The 18,926-nt window shown below is 63.3% G+C and carries 18 protein-coding genes and 1 tRNA gene; 10 read left to right on the top strand and 9 right to left on the bottom strand.

What is annotated here, in order from left to right; all coding sequences use genetic code 11:
* Nucleotides 1-84: 84 nt before the first annotated feature.
* The 6 genes from dnaJ (at nucleotide 85) to ACZ46S_RS06790 (ending at nucleotide 6,421) form a co-directional block, all read left to right on the top strand.
* A complete protein-coding gene (gene dnaJ / locus ACZ46S_RS06815; RefSeq protein ID WP_464063876.1) occupies nucleotides 85-1,239 on the top strand; it encodes a molecular chaperone DnaJ in 1,155 nt (384 codons plus the stop codon).
* A 133-nt stretch (nucleotides 1,240-1,372) separates the two neighbouring features.
* Nucleotides 1,373-1,768, top strand: a complete 396-nt coding sequence (locus tag ACZ46S_RS06810; RefSeq protein ID WP_464063875.1) for a hypothetical protein — start codon at nucleotides 1,373-1,375, stop codon at nucleotides 1,766-1,768.
* A gap of 200 nt (nucleotides 1,769-1,968) precedes the next feature.
* Nucleotides 1,969-2,784 carry an energy transducer TonB gene (locus ACZ46S_RS06805; protein WP_464063874.1) on the top strand — a complete coding sequence of 272 codons (816 nt, stop codon included), beginning with the start codon at nucleotides 1,969-1,971 and terminating at the stop codon, nucleotides 2,782-2,784.
* Nucleotides 2,785-2,824: 40 nt separating this feature from the next.
* A complete protein-coding gene (recJ, locus tag ACZ46S_RS06800; protein ID WP_464063873.1) occupies nucleotides 2,825-4,594 on the top strand; it encodes a single-stranded-DNA-specific exonuclease RecJ in 1,770 nt (589 codons plus the stop codon).
* A 39-nt stretch (nucleotides 4,595-4,633) separates the two neighbouring features.
* Nucleotides 4,634-4,709, top strand: a tRNA-Glu gene (locus tag ACZ46S_RS06795).
* A 668-nt stretch (nucleotides 4,710-5,377) separates the two neighbouring features.
* On the top strand, nucleotides 5,378-6,421 hold the full coding sequence (locus tag ACZ46S_RS06790) for a ParA family protein (protein WP_464063872.1): 1,044 nt from the start codon (nucleotides 5,378-5,380) through the stop codon (nucleotides 6,419-6,421).
* Nucleotides 6,422-6,519: 98 nt separating this feature from the next.
* Here the strand turns inward: ACZ46S_RS06790 and ACZ46S_RS06785 are convergent, their stop codons facing one another.
* Complete coding sequence (locus ACZ46S_RS06785; protein WP_464063871.1) at nucleotides 6,520-6,750, bottom strand: hypothetical protein; 231 nt, start codon at nucleotides 6,748-6,750, stop codon at nucleotides 6,520-6,522.
* 133 nt (nucleotides 6,751-6,883) lie between these two features.
* On the opposite strand from ACZ46S_RS06785, the gene ACZ46S_RS06780 reads away from it, so the two are divergent.
* The 3 genes from ACZ46S_RS06780 (at nucleotide 6,884) to ACZ46S_RS06770 (ending at nucleotide 8,034) form a co-directional block, all read left to right on the top strand.
* Nucleotides 6,884-7,111 carry a helix-turn-helix domain-containing protein gene (locus ACZ46S_RS06780; protein WP_464063870.1) on the top strand — a complete coding sequence of 76 codons (228 nt, stop codon included), beginning with the start codon at nucleotides 6,884-6,886 and terminating at the stop codon, nucleotides 7,109-7,111.
* 35 nt (nucleotides 7,112-7,146) lie between these two features.
* Nucleotides 7,147-7,452: a hypothetical protein gene (locus tag ACZ46S_RS06775; protein ID WP_464063869.1), complete on the top strand. Its 306-nt coding sequence runs from the start codon at nucleotides 7,147-7,149 to the stop codon at nucleotides 7,450-7,452.
* 129 nt (nucleotides 7,453-7,581) lie between these two features.
* The gene (locus ACZ46S_RS06770; RefSeq protein ID WP_464063868.1) at nucleotides 7,582-8,034 is read left to right on the top strand and encodes a DUF4113 domain-containing protein; all 453 of its coding nucleotides are present in this window, start codon (nucleotides 7,582-7,584) and stop codon (nucleotides 8,032-8,034) included.
* On the opposite strand, the gene ACZ46S_RS06765 is transcribed toward ACZ46S_RS06770, so the two are convergent.
* The 5 genes from ACZ46S_RS06765 to ACZ46S_RS06745 form a co-directional block, all read right to left on the bottom strand.
* Entirely contained in the window at nucleotides 7,989-11,027 is a 3,039-nt protein-coding gene (locus ACZ46S_RS06765; protein ID WP_464063867.1) for an efflux RND transporter permease subunit, read from the bottom strand. The genes ACZ46S_RS06770 and ACZ46S_RS06765 overlap by 46 nt on opposite strands.
* Before the next feature lie 3 nt (nucleotides 11,028-11,030).
* Complete coding sequence (locus ACZ46S_RS06760; RefSeq protein WP_464063866.1) at nucleotides 11,031-11,924, bottom strand: efflux RND transporter periplasmic adaptor subunit; 894 nt, start codon at nucleotides 11,922-11,924, stop codon at nucleotides 11,031-11,033.
* 144 nt (nucleotides 11,925-12,068) lie between these two features.
* Nucleotides 12,069-12,875, bottom strand: coding sequence for an ATP-binding protein (locus ACZ46S_RS06755; protein WP_464063865.1), 807 nt, complete (start codon nucleotides 12,873-12,875; stop codon nucleotides 12,069-12,071).
* Complete coding sequence (locus ACZ46S_RS06750; RefSeq protein WP_464063864.1) at nucleotides 12,803-13,426, bottom strand: hypothetical protein; 624 nt, start codon at nucleotides 13,424-13,426, stop codon at nucleotides 12,803-12,805. Before ACZ46S_RS06750 ends, ACZ46S_RS06755 begins: the two co-directional genes overlap by 73 nt.
* A 44-nt stretch (nucleotides 13,427-13,470) precedes the next feature.
* Complete coding sequence (locus ACZ46S_RS06745; protein WP_464063863.1) at nucleotides 13,471-14,142, bottom strand: heavy metal response regulator transcription factor; 672 nt, start codon at nucleotides 14,140-14,142, stop codon at nucleotides 13,471-13,473.
* 575 nt (nucleotides 14,143-14,717) lie between these two features.
* Between ACZ46S_RS06745 and ACZ46S_RS06740 the strand changes: the two genes are divergently transcribed.
* Nucleotides 14,718-14,894, top strand: a complete 177-nt coding sequence (locus ACZ46S_RS06740; RefSeq protein ID WP_464063862.1) for a hypothetical protein — start codon at nucleotides 14,718-14,720, stop codon at nucleotides 14,892-14,894.
* On the opposite strand, the gene ACZ46S_RS06735 is transcribed toward ACZ46S_RS06740, so the two are convergent.
* Genes ACZ46S_RS06735 through ACZ46S_RS06725 form a run of 3 tightly spaced genes read right to left on the bottom strand, consistent with a single transcriptional unit; the run spans nucleotide 14,863 to nucleotide 18,853 of the window.
* Nucleotides 14,863-17,046, bottom strand: coding sequence for a lytic transglycosylase domain-containing protein (locus ACZ46S_RS06735; RefSeq protein WP_464063861.1), 2,184 nt, complete (start codon nucleotides 17,044-17,046; stop codon nucleotides 14,863-14,865). The genes ACZ46S_RS06740 and ACZ46S_RS06735 overlap by 32 nt on opposite strands.
* A complete protein-coding gene (locus ACZ46S_RS06730; protein ID WP_464063860.1) occupies nucleotides 17,043-18,596 on the bottom strand; it encodes a hypothetical protein in 1,554 nt (517 codons plus the stop codon). The genes ACZ46S_RS06735 and ACZ46S_RS06730 overlap by 4 nt, the downstream gene beginning before the upstream one ends.
* Nucleotides 18,593-18,853, bottom strand: coding sequence for a hypothetical protein (locus ACZ46S_RS06725; RefSeq protein ID WP_464063859.1), 261 nt, complete (start codon nucleotides 18,851-18,853; stop codon nucleotides 18,593-18,595). The genes ACZ46S_RS06730 and ACZ46S_RS06725 overlap by 4 nt, the downstream gene beginning before the upstream one ends.
* Between the last annotated feature and the right edge of the window lie 73 nt (nucleotides 18,854-18,926).

The following is an 18,926-nucleotide window of genomic DNA, read 5'->3' as shown; positions in this document are numbered from 1 at the left end:
TTTGTTTGAGCAAGCAACTTTATCCGGTCAAACGAATCCGTTTGTTCGGAAGTTGCGCTAGCCGCTAGGGAATAAAGCGCCGCCATGGCCAAACAGGATTACTACGCCACGCTGGGTGTCGCGCGGGGCGCCAGCGCCGATGAGCTGAAAAAGGCCTACCGCAAGCTCGCCATGCAGTACCACCCGGACCGCAACCCGGGCGACAAGGCGGCGGAGGCGAAATTCAAGGAATTGAACGAGGCCTATGATGTTCTGAAGGACGAGCAGAAGCGCGCCGCCTATGACCGGTTCGGCCATTCCGCCTTCGAGAATGGCGGCATGGGCGGCGGCGGCGGCGGCGGCTTTGGCGGCGGGTTCGGCGGCTTCGAGGGCGGGCTCGGCGATATTTTCGAGCAGATGTTCGGCGGCGGCGGCCGGCGCGGGGCGGAGCGCGCGCAGACCGGCGCCGATATCAAGGCCGCCGTGACCATCGACCTCACGGAAGCCTTCTCCGGCACCAAGGCGAATGTGCGCGTGGCGACCCGGATGGCTTGCGATGCCTGTAACGGCTCCGGCTCCGCCGACAAGAATGCCAGCGCCGATACCTGCGCCACCTGCGGCGGTGCCGGCCGGGTGCGCGCCCAGCAGGGCTTCTTCGTGGTCGAGCGCACCTGCCCGACCTGCGGTGGCGCCGGCCATACCGTGCGCAACCCGTGCCGGGTCTGCGCGGGTGCTGGCACGGTGCCGCGTGAGCGCACGCTTGCGGTGCAAATCCCCGCCGGGGTGGAGGATGGCACCCGCATCCGCCTGGCCGGCGAGGGCGAGGCCGGGCCGCGCGGCGCGCAGCCGGGCGATCTCTATGTGCATGTCGCGATCCGCCCGCATGCGATCTTCCAGCGCGACGGGGCGAATATTTTCTGCCGGGTGCCGCTGCGCATGGCGCAGGCGGCCCTGGGCGGCGAGATCGAGGTACCGGCGATCGACGGCACGGCGGCACGGGTGAAGATCCCGGCGGGCACCCAGTCCGGCGATCAGTTCCGCCTGCGCGCCAAGGGGTTCTCGGTGCTGCGTTCGACCCAGCGCGGCGATATGTATATCCAGGTCGCGGTGGAGACCCCGCAGAACCTGACCAAGCGCCAGCGCGAGCTGCTGGAGCAGTTCGACCAGGAATCCGCCAGCCATCAGGCCGGCAGCCCGGAGCATGAAGGCTTCTTCGCGAAGGTGAAGGATTTCTTAAAAGGTGTCGCGGAGGGCAATTAGTCCTATTTCTGCCCTATAAATCCGGCAATTTCGCCACGCTACGAATTGTAATCCGTCTGGCCGGCGCGTTGGCGAAGGCCCGGCCAGGGATTAGATAAGTGGGTGGTTTGAAAGCCTTGTTAGGGAGTTTCGGATGTTGAACAAAATCACGGTGGCGGCCTTGGTGCCGCTGCTGGCTCTGGGGGCCTGCACGGCGGCCACGCCGACCGGCCCTACCATTACGGCACTGCCCGGCCCCGGCAAAAGCTGGGAGCAGTTCCAGGCGGATCAGGCAAGCTGCCAGGCCTATGCCCAGTCGCAGATGCCCTATGCCGGGGCGACCGCGCAAAATTCCCAGAATAACTCCGTCGCCACCGCCGCACTTGGCACCGCCATCGGCGCGGGGGCGGGCGCGGTGCTGGGCTCGCTCTCCGGCAATGTCGGCGCGGGGCGGCCATCGGCGCCGGGGCGGGGCTGCTTGGCGGCGCCGCCGTGGCGGGTAATAATACCCAGGCGACGGCGGATTCGCTGCAGCACCGGTATAATGTAGCCTACGCGCAGTGCATGGTGGGACATGGCGAGACGATCCAGCAACGTGCCGCGCCGGCCTATTACGCAGCGCCTCCCGCCTATTATGCCCCGCCACCTCCGCCCCCTCCGGGATATTATTATTACGGTCCCTGAGCCTGCCGGGGTCGGACCTGACGATGTAACGGTGGCGAGAGCGCATCTCGCCACGCCGGTTCGCAAATGGCGCCGCAACCCTTGGGCCTGGGGGCGGCGCTGCTTTTGCATGCGCTGGTGATCGCTGCGGCCCTGCTGGTGCGGGTGCGCACCCCGCCCGAGCCGCAAAGCCCGCCCGGCGTGTCCGTGGTGTTCGACAGCGAGGGCACCGGCCCGCAGACTACTGCGCCGCAAAGCCCGCTGCACGGCCCGCCGCAGCCGGCCGAGGCGCCAAAGCCGCCGCCGCCCCCGCCTGCCGCGCCCGCCCAGCCCACGCCCAATCCGGACGCGACGGAAGTGCAGGTGCCGGATATGCCATTGACGGCGCTGCCCAACCCGCCGCCGATCCCGGCACCGCCGCCGCGTCCGGCCCATGCGGCGCGCCCGCACCGCGCCGCGCCGCCGCAGAAATATGTATTCCTGAACGGGATGAGCTACGGCAATCCGTCCCCGGCCGCCCCCGCCGCGCCCCCTGCGCCGCGCGGGCTGAAGCTGAACATGCCAACCTCCGACGCGCAGGCGGCCACCGCCTCGGATTTCTCGGTGAAGGGCAATGCCGGCGCGGACTGGGATGCGGCGCTGACCAAATGGGTGCAGGAGCACGCTTATTATCCGCAAGCCGCGATCGAGCAGAATCAGGAAGGCACCGCCACGGTGGAATTCACCGTCGACCGCCAGGGCCATGTGACCGGGCTGCGGCTGCTGGATTCCGCCGGCTCGCCCTTCCTGGATCAGGCCTGGGAGCAGCTTTTCAGGGACAATACCCTGCCGCCTTTCCCGGCGGACGCCAAGGACGACCATGTGACGGTGCGCTACACCGTGCATTATCAGCTGATTCGTTGACCGGCTTGCATCGACTCGCGCATTCTGGCTGAACCGGCGGATGGACGCGCATGTTTTCGGCATCACCCAGAGTCTAAGCGGCAAGAGCTGGATCTGGCGGCCGGGCCAAGCGGAGCGCCAGGGCGAGGGGCTGGCGCAACAGCTGGGCATTCCTGAGCTGATGGGGCGGCTGCTGGCCTCGCGCGGCGTGACCGTTGACCACGCCCCCAGTTTCCTCGACCCGACGCTGCGGGCGATGCTGCCCGACCCCTCCAGCCTGATCGACATGGATGTCGCCGCCGGGCGGCTGGCGGATGCGGTGATCAAGGGCGAGATGGTCGGCGTGTTCGGCGATTACGATGTCGATGGCGCCTGCTCGGCGGCCTTGATGGTGACGCTGCTGCGTCAGCTCGGCTGCGAAGTGACCTATCACGTCCCCGACCGGCTGACCGAGGGCTATGGCCCGAATACCAACGCGCTGCGGGCGATGGTGGAGCGGGGGGCGAGCCTGATCGTCTGCGTGGATTGCGGTACCGCGGCGCACGCGGCCTTCGCGCCGCTGCATAATGCCGCCGACATCATCGTGCTCGACCACCATAAATCCGAGGGCCCGCCGCCGCCGGTTTGCGCCACGGTAAACCCGAACCGGCTGGATTGCCCCTCCGAGCTGCGGCATATCTGCGCCGCCGCGGTGGCCTTTCTCACCGCCGTGGCGCTGCTGCGCACGCTGCGCCGGCGCGGCTTCTTTTCCGACAAGGCGGAACCGGATCTGCGCGAGATGCTCGATCTGGTGGCGCTGGCGACGATTTGCGACGTGATGCCGCTGAGCGGGCTCAACCGCGCCTTTGTGGTGCAGGGGCTGAAGGTGATGGCCAGGCGCGCCCGCCCGGGCCTGGCGGCGCTGCTGGAGGTGGCGAAGTTGAACGAGGCGCCGAGCGCGATGCATTGCGGCTTCGCGCTGGGGCCGCGCATCAACGCCTCCGGGCGCATCGCCGAGGCGGATATGGGGCTGCGGCTGCTGCTGGCCGAGGATACCGCGCTCGCCACCGAGCTGGCCCAGGCGCTGGATGCGGTGAACAAGCAGCGCCAGACCGTCGAGGCCGGGGTGACGAGCGACGCGATGAGCCGCGCCGAGGCGCAGGTGGCGGGCGGGCATGGCATCATCCTGCTGGCGCAGGAAGGCTGGCATCCGGGGGTGGTGGGCATCGTCGCGGGGCGGGTGAAGGAGCGCTTCAACCGGCCGGCTTTGGTGGCGGGCATCGCCGATGGCATCGCCAAGGGCTCCGGGCGCTCGGTGCCGGGGATCGATCTCGGCGCGGCGGTGATCGCGGCGCGTCAGAGCGGGATTCTGGCGACCGGTGGCGGCCATGCGATGGCGGCGGGATTCTCGGCTCCTGAGACGGCGCTTTCCACCTTCCACGGCTTTCTGAACGACCGCCTGGCCACCGCCGCGCTGCTGCCGCCGAGTGCCGAGCTGGTACTGGATGGCGTGCTGGGGCTGGCCGGGGCGGATGCGGCGCTGGCGCAGATGGTCGCCCGGCTGGGGCCGTTCGGCACCGGCAATGAGGAGCCGCTCTTCGTGCTGCCGCGCGCGCGGGTGGTGAAGAGCGACCGCATCGGCAAGGATGGCAACACCATCCGGGTGATGCTGGAAGGCGAGGGCGGCGGGCGCATGAAAGCGCTGCTGTTCCGTGCCAAGGAAGGCCCGCTGGCCGAGGCGCTGAGCCGCGTTGGCGGCGCGCCGCTGCATCTGGCGGGACATTTGCGGGCGGAATCCTGGCAGGGCAGGGTCTCGGCAGGTTTTTTCATCACCGACGCCGCGCCGGCTTGACGCGAGGCGAAGAGGGCCTTATCAGGCGCTCCACCTTTAGTCCCCATCGTCTAGAGGCCTAGGACACCGCCCTCTCACGGCGGTAACAGGGGTTCGAATCCCCTTGGGGACGCCATTGATTTCATTGGAAATTTTGGTGTTTTGCGGCTCTGGTTGAGAGCGCTTACTCACAATTTACTCACTATGCAGTGCGGGACGCTGCGGGATTTTCGCCTGCCGAAGGCGGCTGAGAGTTCGGCGATCTGGTACCTGCGAAGGACGTCCTGACATATGCCCGTCCATGATTGGCTTAACCTCGGCTCTGATCTCTACTGGCTGTTGTGGGCTGTCTGTTTGCTCCTGTGGAAGATGCTGACCGCTTCGGTGTGAGCTTCCGGTCCAGGGGCGGGCAAGTGGCGTTCGCATTTTCAGCGGTCGGACGCGGCCCGCTGTTCAGGCCTTGAAGCGTGGGGCCGTCCGGTCGCCAGGCTTTGCGGCGCTGTTAGGGTGGTGCTTCGGAGCAGTTACGGAGGTGATCTGGTTTGGCGTCTCGTCATAGCCGGCACGCGGCGCGGGAACAGAAATCATTTCCAAAATTCAGAGCTTGGAAGGCGCCGCTGCGTTTTGTGCAGTGTTTGCGGGCCTGGCGCGATGGACCCTATCCAAAACAACAAACAAAACTGCTCCAGCAAATTTTTGATGGTCCTGCATAAAATTATGAAACCAGCAAAAAAATATATAACCTGCATTTTTGTTGACTGCCTGCAAATTTTGTGTGAACCTGCTTCCTGAAAGGCGGTCAATATGGCAACGGGTCTCACAAAAATTATTGAGAGGCATGAGGCGTCGGTAGCGAACCAGACGCCAATGCCTAAGCAATTTAAATACAGCAGATATTGTGTCTCCAATCTTCGAGGTGGGATTGGAAAATCTACGCTGTCGTTCAACCTTGCCTATTTGCTTTCTAGGTCTCGCGCCACATTAGCGGCCGACCTCTGCCCTCAGAAGAATTTTACTGAGGTTGTGATGAGGAAAAATCCGTACAACGTGACAATTGCCGATGCGCTCCAGCCCATGGTTCTCGGTCCCGCGTTCGGCGAGGCGCCCATTGATATTTCCTATCTGGTCAGCGCAATCAATGACAGTTTCAAGGGCGCAAAACCTTGTTATTTTATTCCAGGAGATTCCAAGCTTTTTGCATTTCCTTCGTCTTTGTATCAACAACTGCAGCAAGCTATGGCAGCCAACAACAAGCAGGCTGTTGCTAATATCCTGATGAGCTTGAAGGCTATTTTAGAAGCCGAGGCAAAGCTTAAAAAATGTGAAGTCACGCTTATGGATTGCAGCCCGTTTTATGCTGGAGCAACCCACCTAGCTTGGTGCGCCGCCGAGGCGATAATCATACCTGTGAGGGTGGACGAACACTCAATTGACTCGCTCAGGCTTACTCTTGAAATGCTTTCCTCTCCAACCAGCGACTTTAACATTTGGAGGGAGCGCGCAGGGGGCTTCTCGGCGCCAAAAGTTGCGGCCGTCGTGATGACGATGGTCGGTGCTCGAAGCAACAAGATGGGCGTCAAAGACATGGCGTCTCAAATGTATATAGAGAGAGCGTATGATGTGGCAGCGCAGTATCCGCACTTGTTTGATTTTTCAGATCCGGCCGACGCTTTCGCGCTCACGGATGACTTTATGTCTGCGGGACGAATAAGCGGAGCAAAGAGCATTCCGATACCCCAGCTTAAGGTCGGAGCGTTTCATCCTGTGGACAACGGGAAGCGGCTTCAAGTCAATGAATCAAAAACAAATTATGAACGTGAGTTGGAATTTCTTATATCTTTGCTCTAAGCAAAAACTCCGCTCCGGCGGGGTTTGTTCACAACATCTTGATTGTGCCGCGTGCCCATCCCCTTGGCCTTTGCTGGTTATGGGATGGGCAACGCTTTCTAAATAACCCGTACCATGCGCTTGTCAGTAACGCGGTACTTAACCAAGGGTAGTCCATCTACCCCAGCATCGTAACCGGCAATGAATATGTTGCCTTTGTCGTCTATCTCGTCGCACCACCGTCGATCAGGAATGATCGGCCAATGAACGCCATTCAGCTTTAAGTCTCGCGCCGCCATTCGACGATATGCAAGCTGCGCACGAGCGTAATCTTCTTCATCACAAAACATTAGGATACTCCTGTTAAGGTGTAAGCTGATGTGCTGTGTCGTGTTGTACCACCGCTGATAGCGGCGTCGCCGCCTAACATAGTCGACGGTACTTGATGTTTAGGTGGGGTGTACGAGACCGTCAATCGGGATCGTGTCCGTGCTAATGGTGTCGCAGGAGGCTTTCGCCGTCGACGCGGGGGGCGACCGGACCTACATGAGTCGGATCGAGCGGCGCCTTAAGAACCCGACGGTGAGGGTGCTGGAGAAGATCGCGGCGGCGCTGGGCGTGGAGATCGCGGCGCTGTTCGCCGATCCGGGACCGGAAGGCGCCGCGCCGCCCTCGCTGCTGGCGGGAAGGAAGAGGAAGCGGGCGCCGTAGCTGCTTCTTCTGGGGAGCGGTGGGAGCTTCTTGCCATGCCTTCCGGGCCGTGGTTCCGTTGCCGCATCAACCTGGGGGCTTGGATGGCGGCGTTCTTTCGGAAGTTGAGCCTGGCGGCGTTTCTCCTGCTGCCGCTGCCGGCCGGTGCCCAGGCGCTCTTCCCATCCCAGGACGCCGCGCAGGCGCACTGCCCCAAGGACACGGTGGTCTGGCTGAATACCAACTCGGGCATCTACCACTTTCAGGGGGAGCGCTGGTACGGGCGCACGAAGCACGGCGCCTATGTCTGCCGGCGCGAGGCCGACGCCGCGGGCGACCGCGCCACGGAGAACGGCCAGTGAAGCAAGCGAGAACCTTCAACTGTCCGCTGTGCGGATCGCGCTATTCGGTCGGTCACCTCCGCTCCGAGGAGCCGCGGCGAGGCGAGGCCATGTGCTACGTCTGCGACAAGGTGCTGGCGATATTCAACGATGTCTCCGTGCCCGTCTTCTGGCTCGTCCAAGCCGCCCCCTGGCCCTGGGCTTCCGCTACGCCAAGATGGGGTGATGTTGAACAACCTGCAGCCGGCGCGCGTGCAGGCGTCCTTTCCTATGACCCGAAATCCGGTGAGGACGGCCAAGGTCATGGCCGCAATGGATGGCATTAACGCTCGGTTCGTGCGCGGCACGCTGAAGCCAGCCAGTACTGCCATCAGCAGGACGGGATGGGCGGCCAGGCAGGGAAGGGTTTCGCCGCACGGCCAGGGTGGCAAGCAGTGCCAACGTCAGGGGTTTCGTGGTGGGCAACGGCGGTGCAATCGGCGCCGTGTCCGGCAAGGGAGCGGGATGGTAGATGGCACAGCCGGAAAGTCCGGCCAGGGCCAGCAGGATCATGCGCTTCATGGCTGGCGCTCCGGCTTTGGCCCGCCGCGCCCGGCCAGATAGAGCGCGGGCAGCAGGTTGGTGCAAAGCAGGGCGCTCCAGAGAATGCCGCCGCCGATCACCACCGCTAGTCCCTGCTCTGGTGCGGCGCCTGTGCCAAAGCCCAAAGCCGTGGGCAACATGCCGAGAATCGCCACGGCGGTGGTGAGGAAGATGGGCCGGAAACGCACGTTCAGCGCCTCGTCCATCGCCTCATACGGGCTCAAGCCTGCCGCCTCGTTGCGCTGGGCGCGGTCCAGCAGCACCACGCCATGGTTCAGGCTCACCCCCGCCAAGGCCAGAAAGCCGATCAACCCGATGCCGTTCAGCCCCAGCCCGCTCGCCGCCAGGGCCAACCCGCCGCCGGTCATCGCCAACGGAATCTGCGCCAACAGCAGCAACGGCACGCACTGGCCGGAGAAGCGCAGGAACAGCACCCAGGCCAAGGCCGCGATGGCGGCGATGGTGGCCACACCCAACCCCAGGGCGGCGCGTTCCAGCATCGGGTACAGCCCACCGAAAACGATCCGCTCACCCGGCGGCAATTTCAGCCCGGCCAAAGCACGCCGCGCCTGGGCGATAGCGATATTGGGCGCGGTCGTGGGGGTGGCGAGAATTTCCAGCGCCCGCGCGCCGTCGATATGCATGAACTGGTTGGGGCTGGTGGCGAGCGAGACATCCGCTAGCGCACTTAAAGGCGTGGCGCTGCCCGGCCCTACCGGCAAAGCGTCGAGCCCCTCCAGGGAGAGCAAACGCGGGTCCGGCAGGCGCAGATAAAGCGGCAGCGGCGCGGCGCCATCCGGCAGTTCAGCCACCACCTGCCCGGCCATCAGGGCGGAGACCTCACCGATCAACACTGATGGCGTCATCCCGGCAGCCGCAAGCGCCGCTGGGCGGGGCGTAATGCGCAACTGCGTTTCGGGATAGCCCTCATCGTTGAACAGATCGCTCAACCCCGGCACGCGGCCAAGGCGCTGGGCAATGACCTTAGCGGTGGCGGACATTTGGGAGAGATCATCGCCGTATAAATCCAGGGCGAAGGGCTGCGGCAGGCCGTTCAGGCTTTCGCCCAACCGTTCGATGGTGGGCGTGTCCACGCCGGTTTGTAGCGAAGGGAATTGTGTTTCCGCCTGCACGCGGTTGGCGATGGCATCCAGGCTGGCGCCGCCTGCGCCGGGTTTCAGGCGGATGGTGATCTCCCCTGCATAGGCAGGCTCGGTATAGGTGGAGTCCGCAGCCGAGCCAATGCGCGCCAGAACATGCTCGACCGCAGGGTCTTTTGCCAGCCGGGCGGTGAGGCGGCGCATCAGCGCATCTGTATCCGCCAGCGAGGTGCCGGGGGCGAGGGTAAAGGATTCCAGCAGCACGCCCTCATTCGGCAAAGGCAGCACATTCACCGAGACCAGGCTCATCGCGCCGAAGCTGAGCAGCAGCAGCGCCACGCAAGCCGCCACGGCGCGTTTCGGGTAGGCCAAAGCGAGGCGGAACAGGTGGCGGTTCCAGCCCATCAACCGCGGCAGCAGCGAATTGGCGGCGCGCGGCGGGCGCACGGCGTGGCGCGGCAGCAGCCCAAGGCCCAGCGGAATCAGCGTGAGCGAAACCAGCAGCGAGGCACCGAGCGAAAAGATCATGCCAAGCGCAAAGGGCACGCAGAACAGCCCCGCCAGCCCTCCGGTGAACAGCAGCGGTACGAACACCAGCGCGGTGGTGAGCGTGCCGATAATGTCCGGCGCCATGATCTCCCGCAAACCCCGCCAAATGCCGGGCCAGGTCTCATCGCCCGCTTCCCAGCGATGGCAAATGCTCTCCAGCACGATGATGGAATCATCCGCCACCAGCCCCAGCGCCACAATGATGGCGCCGAAGGTGAGCAGGTTGAGGCTCTGCCCGGTGGCGTACAGCCCGGCGACGCCCAGCAGCAGCGATGTTGGCAGAGACAAGGCGAGCAACCAGGCGCCGCTACCCAGCCCCAGCACGGCAAGCAGCCCGGCGATGGCCAGCACGCCGCCGATCATCAGATTGCGGCGCAAATCATCGCTCGTGGCCCGCACCAGATGACCCTGGTCGTAAATCCGCAGCACGGAAACACCGTCCGGCAGCGTTACGGATTTGATGGCCTCTGTTAGCGCCCGGGTGACAGGCAGGGTGGACGCGCCCTGCTGCTTGAAAACAACCAACGCGATGGCGGGGGTACCATCCAACAATTCGCGTTGATGCACCGGTTCGGTGCCGTGCACGACACGCGCCAGCGCCCCCAGAGGAATAGAGCCGTGCGGCCCCATCACCGGCACTTGCGCCAGCTTTGCCGCGCTGGGGGCATCGCCGAAGGTGATGAGGGAATCGGCATGGCCAAGGCTAAGCGTGCCGCCCGGCACCAGCATGCTTTGCCCCGCCAGTGCCTGTCGCAAGGCCTGCACGGAAACCCCGGCCTGTTCCATGGCGATGAGGTTGGGTTGTACCCATAGCGCCTCGCCGCCGAGCCCGGCGGAGGTGACGAGTTGCACCCCCGGCACGGCGCGCAAGGCCGGGACCAATTGCATCGCTACCGCCCGCGCCGCCCGCGCCTGTGATACCCCGGGGGCAATGCGCACCGCGTAATCCGCCACCTCATTGATGGCGTTGCCCATAATCTCGGTGAAAGGCTGCACGCCGGGCGGCAGGCTGGTCTGGGCCCGCTCAATGGCACCATTCACCGCCTGCAAATCCGCCTGGGCGTTGGTGGTGGCGGCAAAGCGCAGGTCGGTCTCCACCAGCCCGTCGCTGATGGTGCTGCGGACATTCGAGACGCCGGGCAAGCCGAGCAGCACGCCTTCCAGCGGGGTGGCGACCATCGCCTCCATATCCGTGGCGGTGGTGCCGGGCAGATGCACGGTCACGCTGATTTCGGGATAGTTGAAGGCGGGCAACACCTCTTCGGGGATATTGAACAGGGCGAACATCCCGTAACCGAGCAAGGCGGCATAGACCATCAACCACAGAGCCGGGCGGCCCAGCAGGCGGCGTAAAGCGGCGGGCATGGGCTAATCCGGCGGCTGATATTGGGCGGCGATGCCGCGATGGTAGAGCAGAGCGGCGTCCTGGACGATGACCTGATCCCCGGCCTTGAGCCCCGAGAGAATTGGGGTTTGCGCGCCGTCAGTGGCACCCGGCACCACCTGCACGGCGCGGTCGCCTTGCGGGTCACGCAGCATCACCCACCAGCGTCCATCATCCATCACCAACGCTTCGCTGGGCACCAGCAGCACGGGACGGGGCGGCAAGGAAAGGCTGAGCGTACCCGCTTCGCCCGGCAGCAAACCCGCACCGGAAAAAGCCAGCACCACCCGGCCATCGGGTTGCGTGCCCTGCACACCGCGCAGCGTGACCGGTACAGCGGGCTGGCCATTAGCCGGATTGAACCGCGCCGCGGCGCCTGGGGAAAGCGTTGCGGCCTGTAGGCCGTAAAACACGGCCTTCACCCAGGCGCCGGCAGCCGGTTGCACCACCGCCACCAGCTGGCCCGGCTGCAAGGCTGTCCCAGGCCCAGCGGCGAGGCTTTGCACTTGCCCGTCCACCGGGCTTTGCAAGCTGGCGGCGGCGTGCAGTGCCGCAAGCTGAGCGCGGGCCGAAGCCGCCGCCGCTTCGGTCTGCGCCACCGCCACTTTGGTGGAGAGATGATCCGCGAACTTGCCCCGCTCCGCCGCCAGAGCGGCATTGGCGGCATTGCTGGCCCCTTGCGCCGTGGCCAGCGCCGCCGCGATCTGAGGCCCGCCGAGTTGACCGATCATCTGCCCTGGCTTCACGGTGTCGCCCGGCACCACGGAGAGGCTGGTGAGGATGCCCGCCTGCAAGGCCGTAATGGTAACTGGAGTACCTGGCTGCACGGTGGCAAACCCGGACAGGAGTGGCGCTTGTTGGGTGGCCTGCACAGTCACCCAGCCGGCTGGTGCCTGGGCTGTGAGCACTAAGGCGGCCAAAACAAGCCAGAGCGGCGCGTATCTGGAACCTCGAAACATCCAGTCTTGATAAGCGCGCCCTCCGGGCAGAACGGCGCTATTTCGATGATAAATTTATCATTTTCAGCCCTCCATGGAGGGAAATTGCAAAATCACGCGCGTACCTTGCCCCGGCGCGCTCTGGATTTCCGCCCGCCCGCCGTGCAACTCCATGATCGAACGCACGATGGACAGCCCCAGCCCTGAGCCTTGCTTCGCCTCGTGGCCGCGCGCCGGATCGGTCTGGTAGAAGCGATCGAACAGCCGGGGCAGATGCGCGGGCGCGATGCCCGGCCCCTGGTCGGAAATGGTGATTTCTACCCCGCTGGCGGGGCTGCCCGAAATGGCCAGCACGATCTCCGAGCCCGGCGGCGCGTGACGCACGGCGTTGGTCAGCACATTCCCCACGGCCTGGCGGAGCAGCAGCGTGTCCGCATAGAGCGTGGCCGCGCCTTCGATGTGCAGGCGCAACCCCTTGGGCCGAGACTGAACCTCATATTGCGCCGCCACCCAGGCGCAGATTTCACTGGCCTCGCAGCGCTCAAGGCGCAGCGCGTGGCTGGGGTTCTCCACCCGCGCCAAAAACAGCAAATTCTCGATCAGCCCGGTGAGGCGCTGCGCGTCCTCGATCGCGGACGCGATGGCGGCGCGGTAGTCCTCCTCCCCGCGTGGGCGGGTAAGGCAGATTTCAAGGCTGCCATTCAGGTTGGAAAGCGGTGTGCGCAGCTCATGCGCGATATCCGCCGAGACACGCGAGAGACGCTCGAAACTTGATTCGAGATTATCCAGCATCTGGTTGAACACCTGCACCAGCCCGGTCAGCTCGCGCGGCCATGGCGGGTCCTGCGGAATGCGCCGGGACAGCTGAGCCGGGGTAATGCTCTGCGCCACCTTCGCGATGCGCGCCAGCGGCGCCAGCGCATGGGCGGCGGCCAGCCGTCCGGCCCCAGCAAAAGCGGCACCATCAGCAGGAAGAACACGGCCAGAGCGCGGTGAAAATCGGTCAGCAGCGCTTCATCCCGCGTGATGTCCAGCCCGATTTGCAGAACGACATCCTGCGGCCCTTGCAGGGGGAGGCTGGTCAGCAGCCAAGAGGTGTTGCCGGTTTGGTAGCGGGTGAGTGTTAGATTTTGCACACCACGCACGGGAGGAAATAAACGCGCGGGCAACAAGATGGCCATGCCTGGCGTTTCGCCCGCCCGCTTGCCCGCCACCAGCACCCTAGCTTCGTAGGCGCGCAGGCGCGCCCCGTCAGTTTCCTTCAAGATCTCATTGATGAGCAGGTTTGGCGCGCCGCCGCCATCATTCAGATCATCCTGAAACTCCGCGACCTTGGCCTGAAGAAAATCCCGATGCGCGACAGTGAAATTCGCCTCCAGCTTCCAGTTTGCCAGCAACGCGAACAATCCCACCGCGAGCAGTGCGCCCAGCGTGTAGAGCAAGGCCAAGCGCCCGCTGATGGAGGCAGGGCGGAGGACGCGGCGCATCATATATCCAGCACATAGCCGGTGCCGCGGATCGTGTGCAGCAAGGCCGTTTCAAAGGGCGTGTCGAGCTTGGCGCGCAGGCGGCGGACCAGCGCGTCCACCGCATTGGCTTGCTGGTCGTGGAACAGGCCCCAGATTGCCTCGGAGATGAGAGTGCGCGAGAGCACACGCCCCTGGTTGCGGGCCAGCAACAGCAGCAGCGCATATTCCTTGGAGGTAAGCTGCAGCCCCATGCCGGCACGGCTGACACGGTGGCGCAGCGTGTCGATCTCCAGATCCCCCACGGTCATCAGGCTGGAGCCGGGTGCCGCCTTGGGCAGACGCGCCAGATTACGCAGCCGGGCCAGCAATTCCGCGAAGGCAAACGGTTTGATGAGATAGTCATTGGCGCCGAGATCAAAGCCGCGCACCCGGTCCTCCACATGATCTCGCGCGGTCAGGAACAGCACCGGCGTGGCCCGCCCGGCGGCGCGCAGACATTTGAGCACCTCCCAGCCATCGAGGCCGGGCATCATCACATCCAGAATGATCGCGTCAAACTCGCCGGCCAGCGCCAGGGCAAGCGCGTCCGCGCCATTGCTGACGGCGTCCACAACATGACCATCCTCACGCAACCCCTTAGTGAGGTAGTCGATTGTCTTTTGTTCGTCCTCGGCCAGTAGAAGTTGCATTCGCCATCCCGTTTAGAAATCGGAGCTATATCTGCCGCGTCGATTGAGCAAGCAAGGAAATCATGGACCTGCTGACGGACAATGTTGCAACCGCTTGCTTGTGGAGGCAGGGCATTAACTCCCGCGAGCCTGAGTAATCCTTGTTCAAACAAGGCCTTTCTTGTCAATTTGACTTTTGATTAACTCGCTTGGACAGTTCCCCTGCACTTTTCTTGCATTTGCTGTAGCGGTCAACCAGATAATCTCCGCGCCCAGGGAGGCGGTACAGGGCGGGGAGCAACAATAAAGGGCGCTGATCCCCCGAAGCCGGCCCTAGCGAATGACAGGGGCTGTGATCGGCGCCGTTGCCTTTCTGTGTTCTATCGGGGCGGCGGTGGTCGCTGGTCCGCCTTGCGCTGAACCAGCGGTTAAACGCGGAGGAATTTCGTCGCCTGCGCAGGCCAATTCATGCTTGAATCCGTCCATGTTCACGTCCGCCGCGATCGTCGGCTTTGTCTTCGACATGCTCTACGTAATGTTCCCTCAGCAGAGCTTTGCCGGCGCTCCGATTGTCACGGCCATGGTAGGGTATCCTTATGACAACGTGGGATAAGCTTTGCATCTGGGCGATCCTGGTGATCGACCTGTTTCTGAAGGCGATCTTTTGGCAGCCGGGCGCTGCAACGCTCTGGGGCTTTGCCCAGCTGGACCTCTATTTTCTGGGCTTGATTTGGTTACCCATTAAGGCGCTGGGCTGGGTGTTTCGTTTGTAACGCGGTTGCCGGTGAGCAGCGCCGCAACTCCCGGAGTGACACGCTGGCCTACCCCTGAAAGAGCGCCACCAATCGGCGCAGCGAAGGCTGGGCGCGCCGCCAAAAGTGCCTGTGCGATCTTCTGTCCTGTGGGGCCATAGGCCAAAGAACCCAATCCAGCCGCGCCCAGGCTAGCCGCAGTATAGACAGGACGCTCCGCCAACCCGGTGACGAGACCTCCCCCCAGAAGCGCCCCAAGCATCTCTCGGCCAGCGGTGCCAGAATCTGGGTACTTTGCCCCCAACACATTTTGGCCGGCTTGAGAGAGGTTCTGCATCAAGGCATTTCCCTTGGCGAAACTTCCCTTGCCAACGCTTTTGTCATTCGCGCGGACGGCGCTCTGCAGCTGCGCTGCGGTGAACCGACCCTCGTTATTCCCAGCCCCGGTTGAAGCCGCCGCAGTCCGAAGTCGCACAAAATTTGCCCACGAAGAGTTTGCGTTCGAAAGCTGCTGCGCCAATTGCGGCGGATTGGTCCGCATCAGGCTTGAATCGATGGCGTTTCGAAGGTCGCCCAGCGTTGTGCCGAGCTGGCGGTTATCAAAGGACGGATCCTTGAGGTAGCCGGAGGATTGCCGCGCCAGCTCCCCTTGGACACCTTTTAATTCGCTCCCCGGCAGAACGCCTCCATTCACCGAGAGCTTACCCGCAAGCTGCGCCTGAACGATCCGTGCAAAGGTTTGCTGCTGGGCCGCGGGAAGCTGTTGGGCCTGCTGCTGAATACCGTTCAGGTCCTGCAAGAATTGCTGGTCCGGGGTGAATTGCATTTTCGGAAGAACGGCATCGTAAACCGAGCTGATCTTTCGTTCGACCTGCTCAATTCCACCCTGGCCGATATCGGTACCCTCGAACTTTTGACCAATTGGCGCCAGCGCCTGATTGTATGCCGCGACATTGAAGCCATCGACAGCTCGCTGTTGCGCGCCTTTGATCGCGCCCCCCAGGAGGGGAAGGCTGCTCAGCATATCCTCGGCCTTCGATGCCCGCGGCCCCAGGATCTGGCCAGGTGTCAGAGGCACGCCTTGGGTCAGGAGCGTGCGGGCATCGGCAGAGGCCGGAGATCCGATCAAAGCACCGACGCCTTTCGCCGCCAGAGATCCGCCAGCTCCAACCAGCGCGCCGAGGACGCCCTGCTGCGCTTTCGTGCGCCAATAGTTCTGATCATCAGGCGAAACTGGCGATGCAAGGCCGCTCGCGCCCCCGAGAAGCATTCCTGTCTTAACCGCACCCGCGCCAGGCGCCAGGAGGGTAAGCGGCAACGTCGCCGCCACAGAGCCGCCGAGGCCGCCCGCCTGATTCGCAACAGGAGCCTGGGCGGCATACGGCGCGTTCTGAGCGTTCAGGTTGGACAAGCCTTGTGCTGCATTGTTTACCAGCCAGTTCCCGGCTCCGGTGATTGCCGGCGCGCCGACGGCGTTGCCGAGAGCTTGCGTTCCTTTACCCAGAAGCTGCTGTGCGCCCAGGACCGTTGAGCCGAAGCCCTTCCCGAGCCCGGCGCCTATGGCTTCCGCGTCCTGCGCAATGGTCGCGGGCGGCCGTTTTGGTGCTTGCGGCTGAATCGGTGCGGCGGCGGGCTTCGCCATCGTTTCCAGATCATCCACCGTATACCGCCCCGCCTGAGGCGCGCTGGACTGGCTTGCTGCGGGCGCTGAAGTGCTCGCCGGCATCTGCGCCATGCTCTCCAGGTCATCGATGGTATATCCGGCGGAGGCCGGGGCGCTTGTCGGAGTGTTCGCCATGTCGCTCTGCTGAGCCTTCCATTTACTGCCGATATCTGACACGTAGGCTTGCGTTTTCGGGCCCCATTTGGAGCGGTTAGGTCCCCCAAAATACATTGCGGCAGCTGTCGCCGGATCGCCGTTTGCCGCCTTCAAATTCTGGTCGAGAAGCTGAGCGGCACCAAAAATTGCCTGGCGTGGATCGTACGGATCTTGAACGCCAAGCCCTTTTGCGGTGTCCGGCATCAGCTGGGCCGGCCCCTGCGCGCCTTGTGGCGAGAGGGCAAAAGACTTGCCGCCGCTCTCTTGCTGGATGAAGGCGCCGAGGTATGCGGGGTCGAGATTATATTGCTTCGCCGCTGCTTCGATCAGAGCCTGATTGGTTGGTGTGCTCATGGGTTAGGCAGGTTGCTGCCATAGTCCTTCATCCAGTTTAGGCCATCGCTCAAGGCTTGCCATTGTGGGTTTGGCTTGCCGTTGATCGTCTTGGGCCCCAGCGCCGCCAGCACGCGTCCGCGTGCCTGTGGGGACATGTACATGAACTGCGCCGCCGTGGTGAGCATGGGGTTATTCAACTCCTGCCGGAGCGCAGCGAATTGTGGGCTTCCCGCTTGAACGCCCTGGCTTTCAGCCTGCTGCAGCCGTTTTGCGGCTGCAAGCTGATAGGACCACATGCCCGAAATCTCCGCTGCCATTGTAGCGTTTGCATCTTGGGTAAGGTGTGGATTCGGGACGCCCATACCTGCGGTCATTAGTTTCTGATCCGTCGGAACGCCCATATTTTGACCGGCTTGCATCAGCAGCTGCACGCTATTCTTGGCAAGGTTTTGCGTCTGGGTAGCTACGTCATTGCCAAGCCCCTTGATGCCCATCTCGCTTAGTGCGCTCGCAATCGTGGTCACATCATCGGAAATCGGACCCGTGGTGGCACCCGGCAATGCAGCCCTGATGTTGGTCAGCGCTGCAAGTGCGCCAGGGGCGGCAGTCGAAGCATTGATGACGCCTTTTGCATAATCCGTATCTGCTCCAATCTGAGTGCTTTGAAGTGGTGCAGGCTCAGCGATGCCGGGCATAACTGGCGGTGAAGCTGGTTGAGCGCCGGGCGCGGAGGGATTGGGAGGCCGCCCCGTTCCGGGCATCGGCGCAAAGCTGCTGGTACTGCCGCTTCCCGCAGGCGCTGGGGCCGCTGTGCTGTTTCCATTGGAGAACGTGGCAAACTGGTCCCTTGTCATCTGGAAAACTTGACCGTTGGGGCCTGTCACTGTCACCGGCTGATTTGCCTCACCCGGCGACATCGTGTTTTGGATCGTCGCAACCGGGGTGATCGCGCCGTTGATCGGATCGCGGTTAAACACGATCTGGGAGCGGCCATTATTGAGAATTCCAGACTGCGGAAACTGCTGATCTACAGCGGCAGCGAGAGCTTGATGTTGCGCAGTTTCATGGCTTAACCATCCCTGCGGATCGTTTGGATCGAACGAGGCTACAATATTCGCGCTTGTGGAAGCGGGGATGCCAAGCTCGCTGTCCAGGCTGGTCACACCGTCGATCACATCGCTGAGGCTCAGGTTTGGCTTGTTCTTCCAGCTATCCAACAGCCCAGCAAACGCCTGCTGCCGGGCGCGGTAAGTCTGAACCTCGGATTGGAGGTTCGCCTGCTGCGTTTTCTGGTTTACAAGCCCAGCCTGAGAGGAATCCTGAGCTGCGAAAGCTGCGCGCGGATCGCCGCCGAGCAACGCGTTGAACTTGCCGTAATCGACTTGTCCGGTCAGCGGGTTGATGGATTTCTGAAAATCCTGCCCGGCGGCCTGCTTTGCCGCGAGTTGCTGGTTCTGGAGCAGCAGCTGCCGGGCGCCAAGCCAATCCTTGGTTTGCTGCGGGCCGGTGTTTTCCGCCTGCTGCTGCAGCTGGCCGGTGATGATCGAGGGATCGAGAGTGGTGCTCATTGGATTATACTCTCCGCTTTATTTTTGTAGGGCGGATATAATGCAGTTTCCAGCAAAGGAGCGCCGCAAGCAGAAGCAAGGATTCCCGAGGTTGAACGGGGGGTAAGAGCATCGACCGTATCAAATGACGTGAGCATAAACTGCCGCATCTCCTGAACGCGATGCAGCGGCGGGTTGGTTTTCAACCAGGCGTGAAGGGACCGCAAGAATTTCTGGCCGTCGAACAGTGCTGCTTGCTCTGGCGAGATCTCGTTCAAACGGTCACTCTGAAACTCGTCTAGCTCCATTTCTGGATGGCCCTTTCACGGCTCGATGATAAAAATATATCTG

The organism is Acidocella aluminiidurans (genome assembly GCF_055383125.1).
This window is presented reverse-complemented; position numbering and strand designations above follow the sequence as displayed.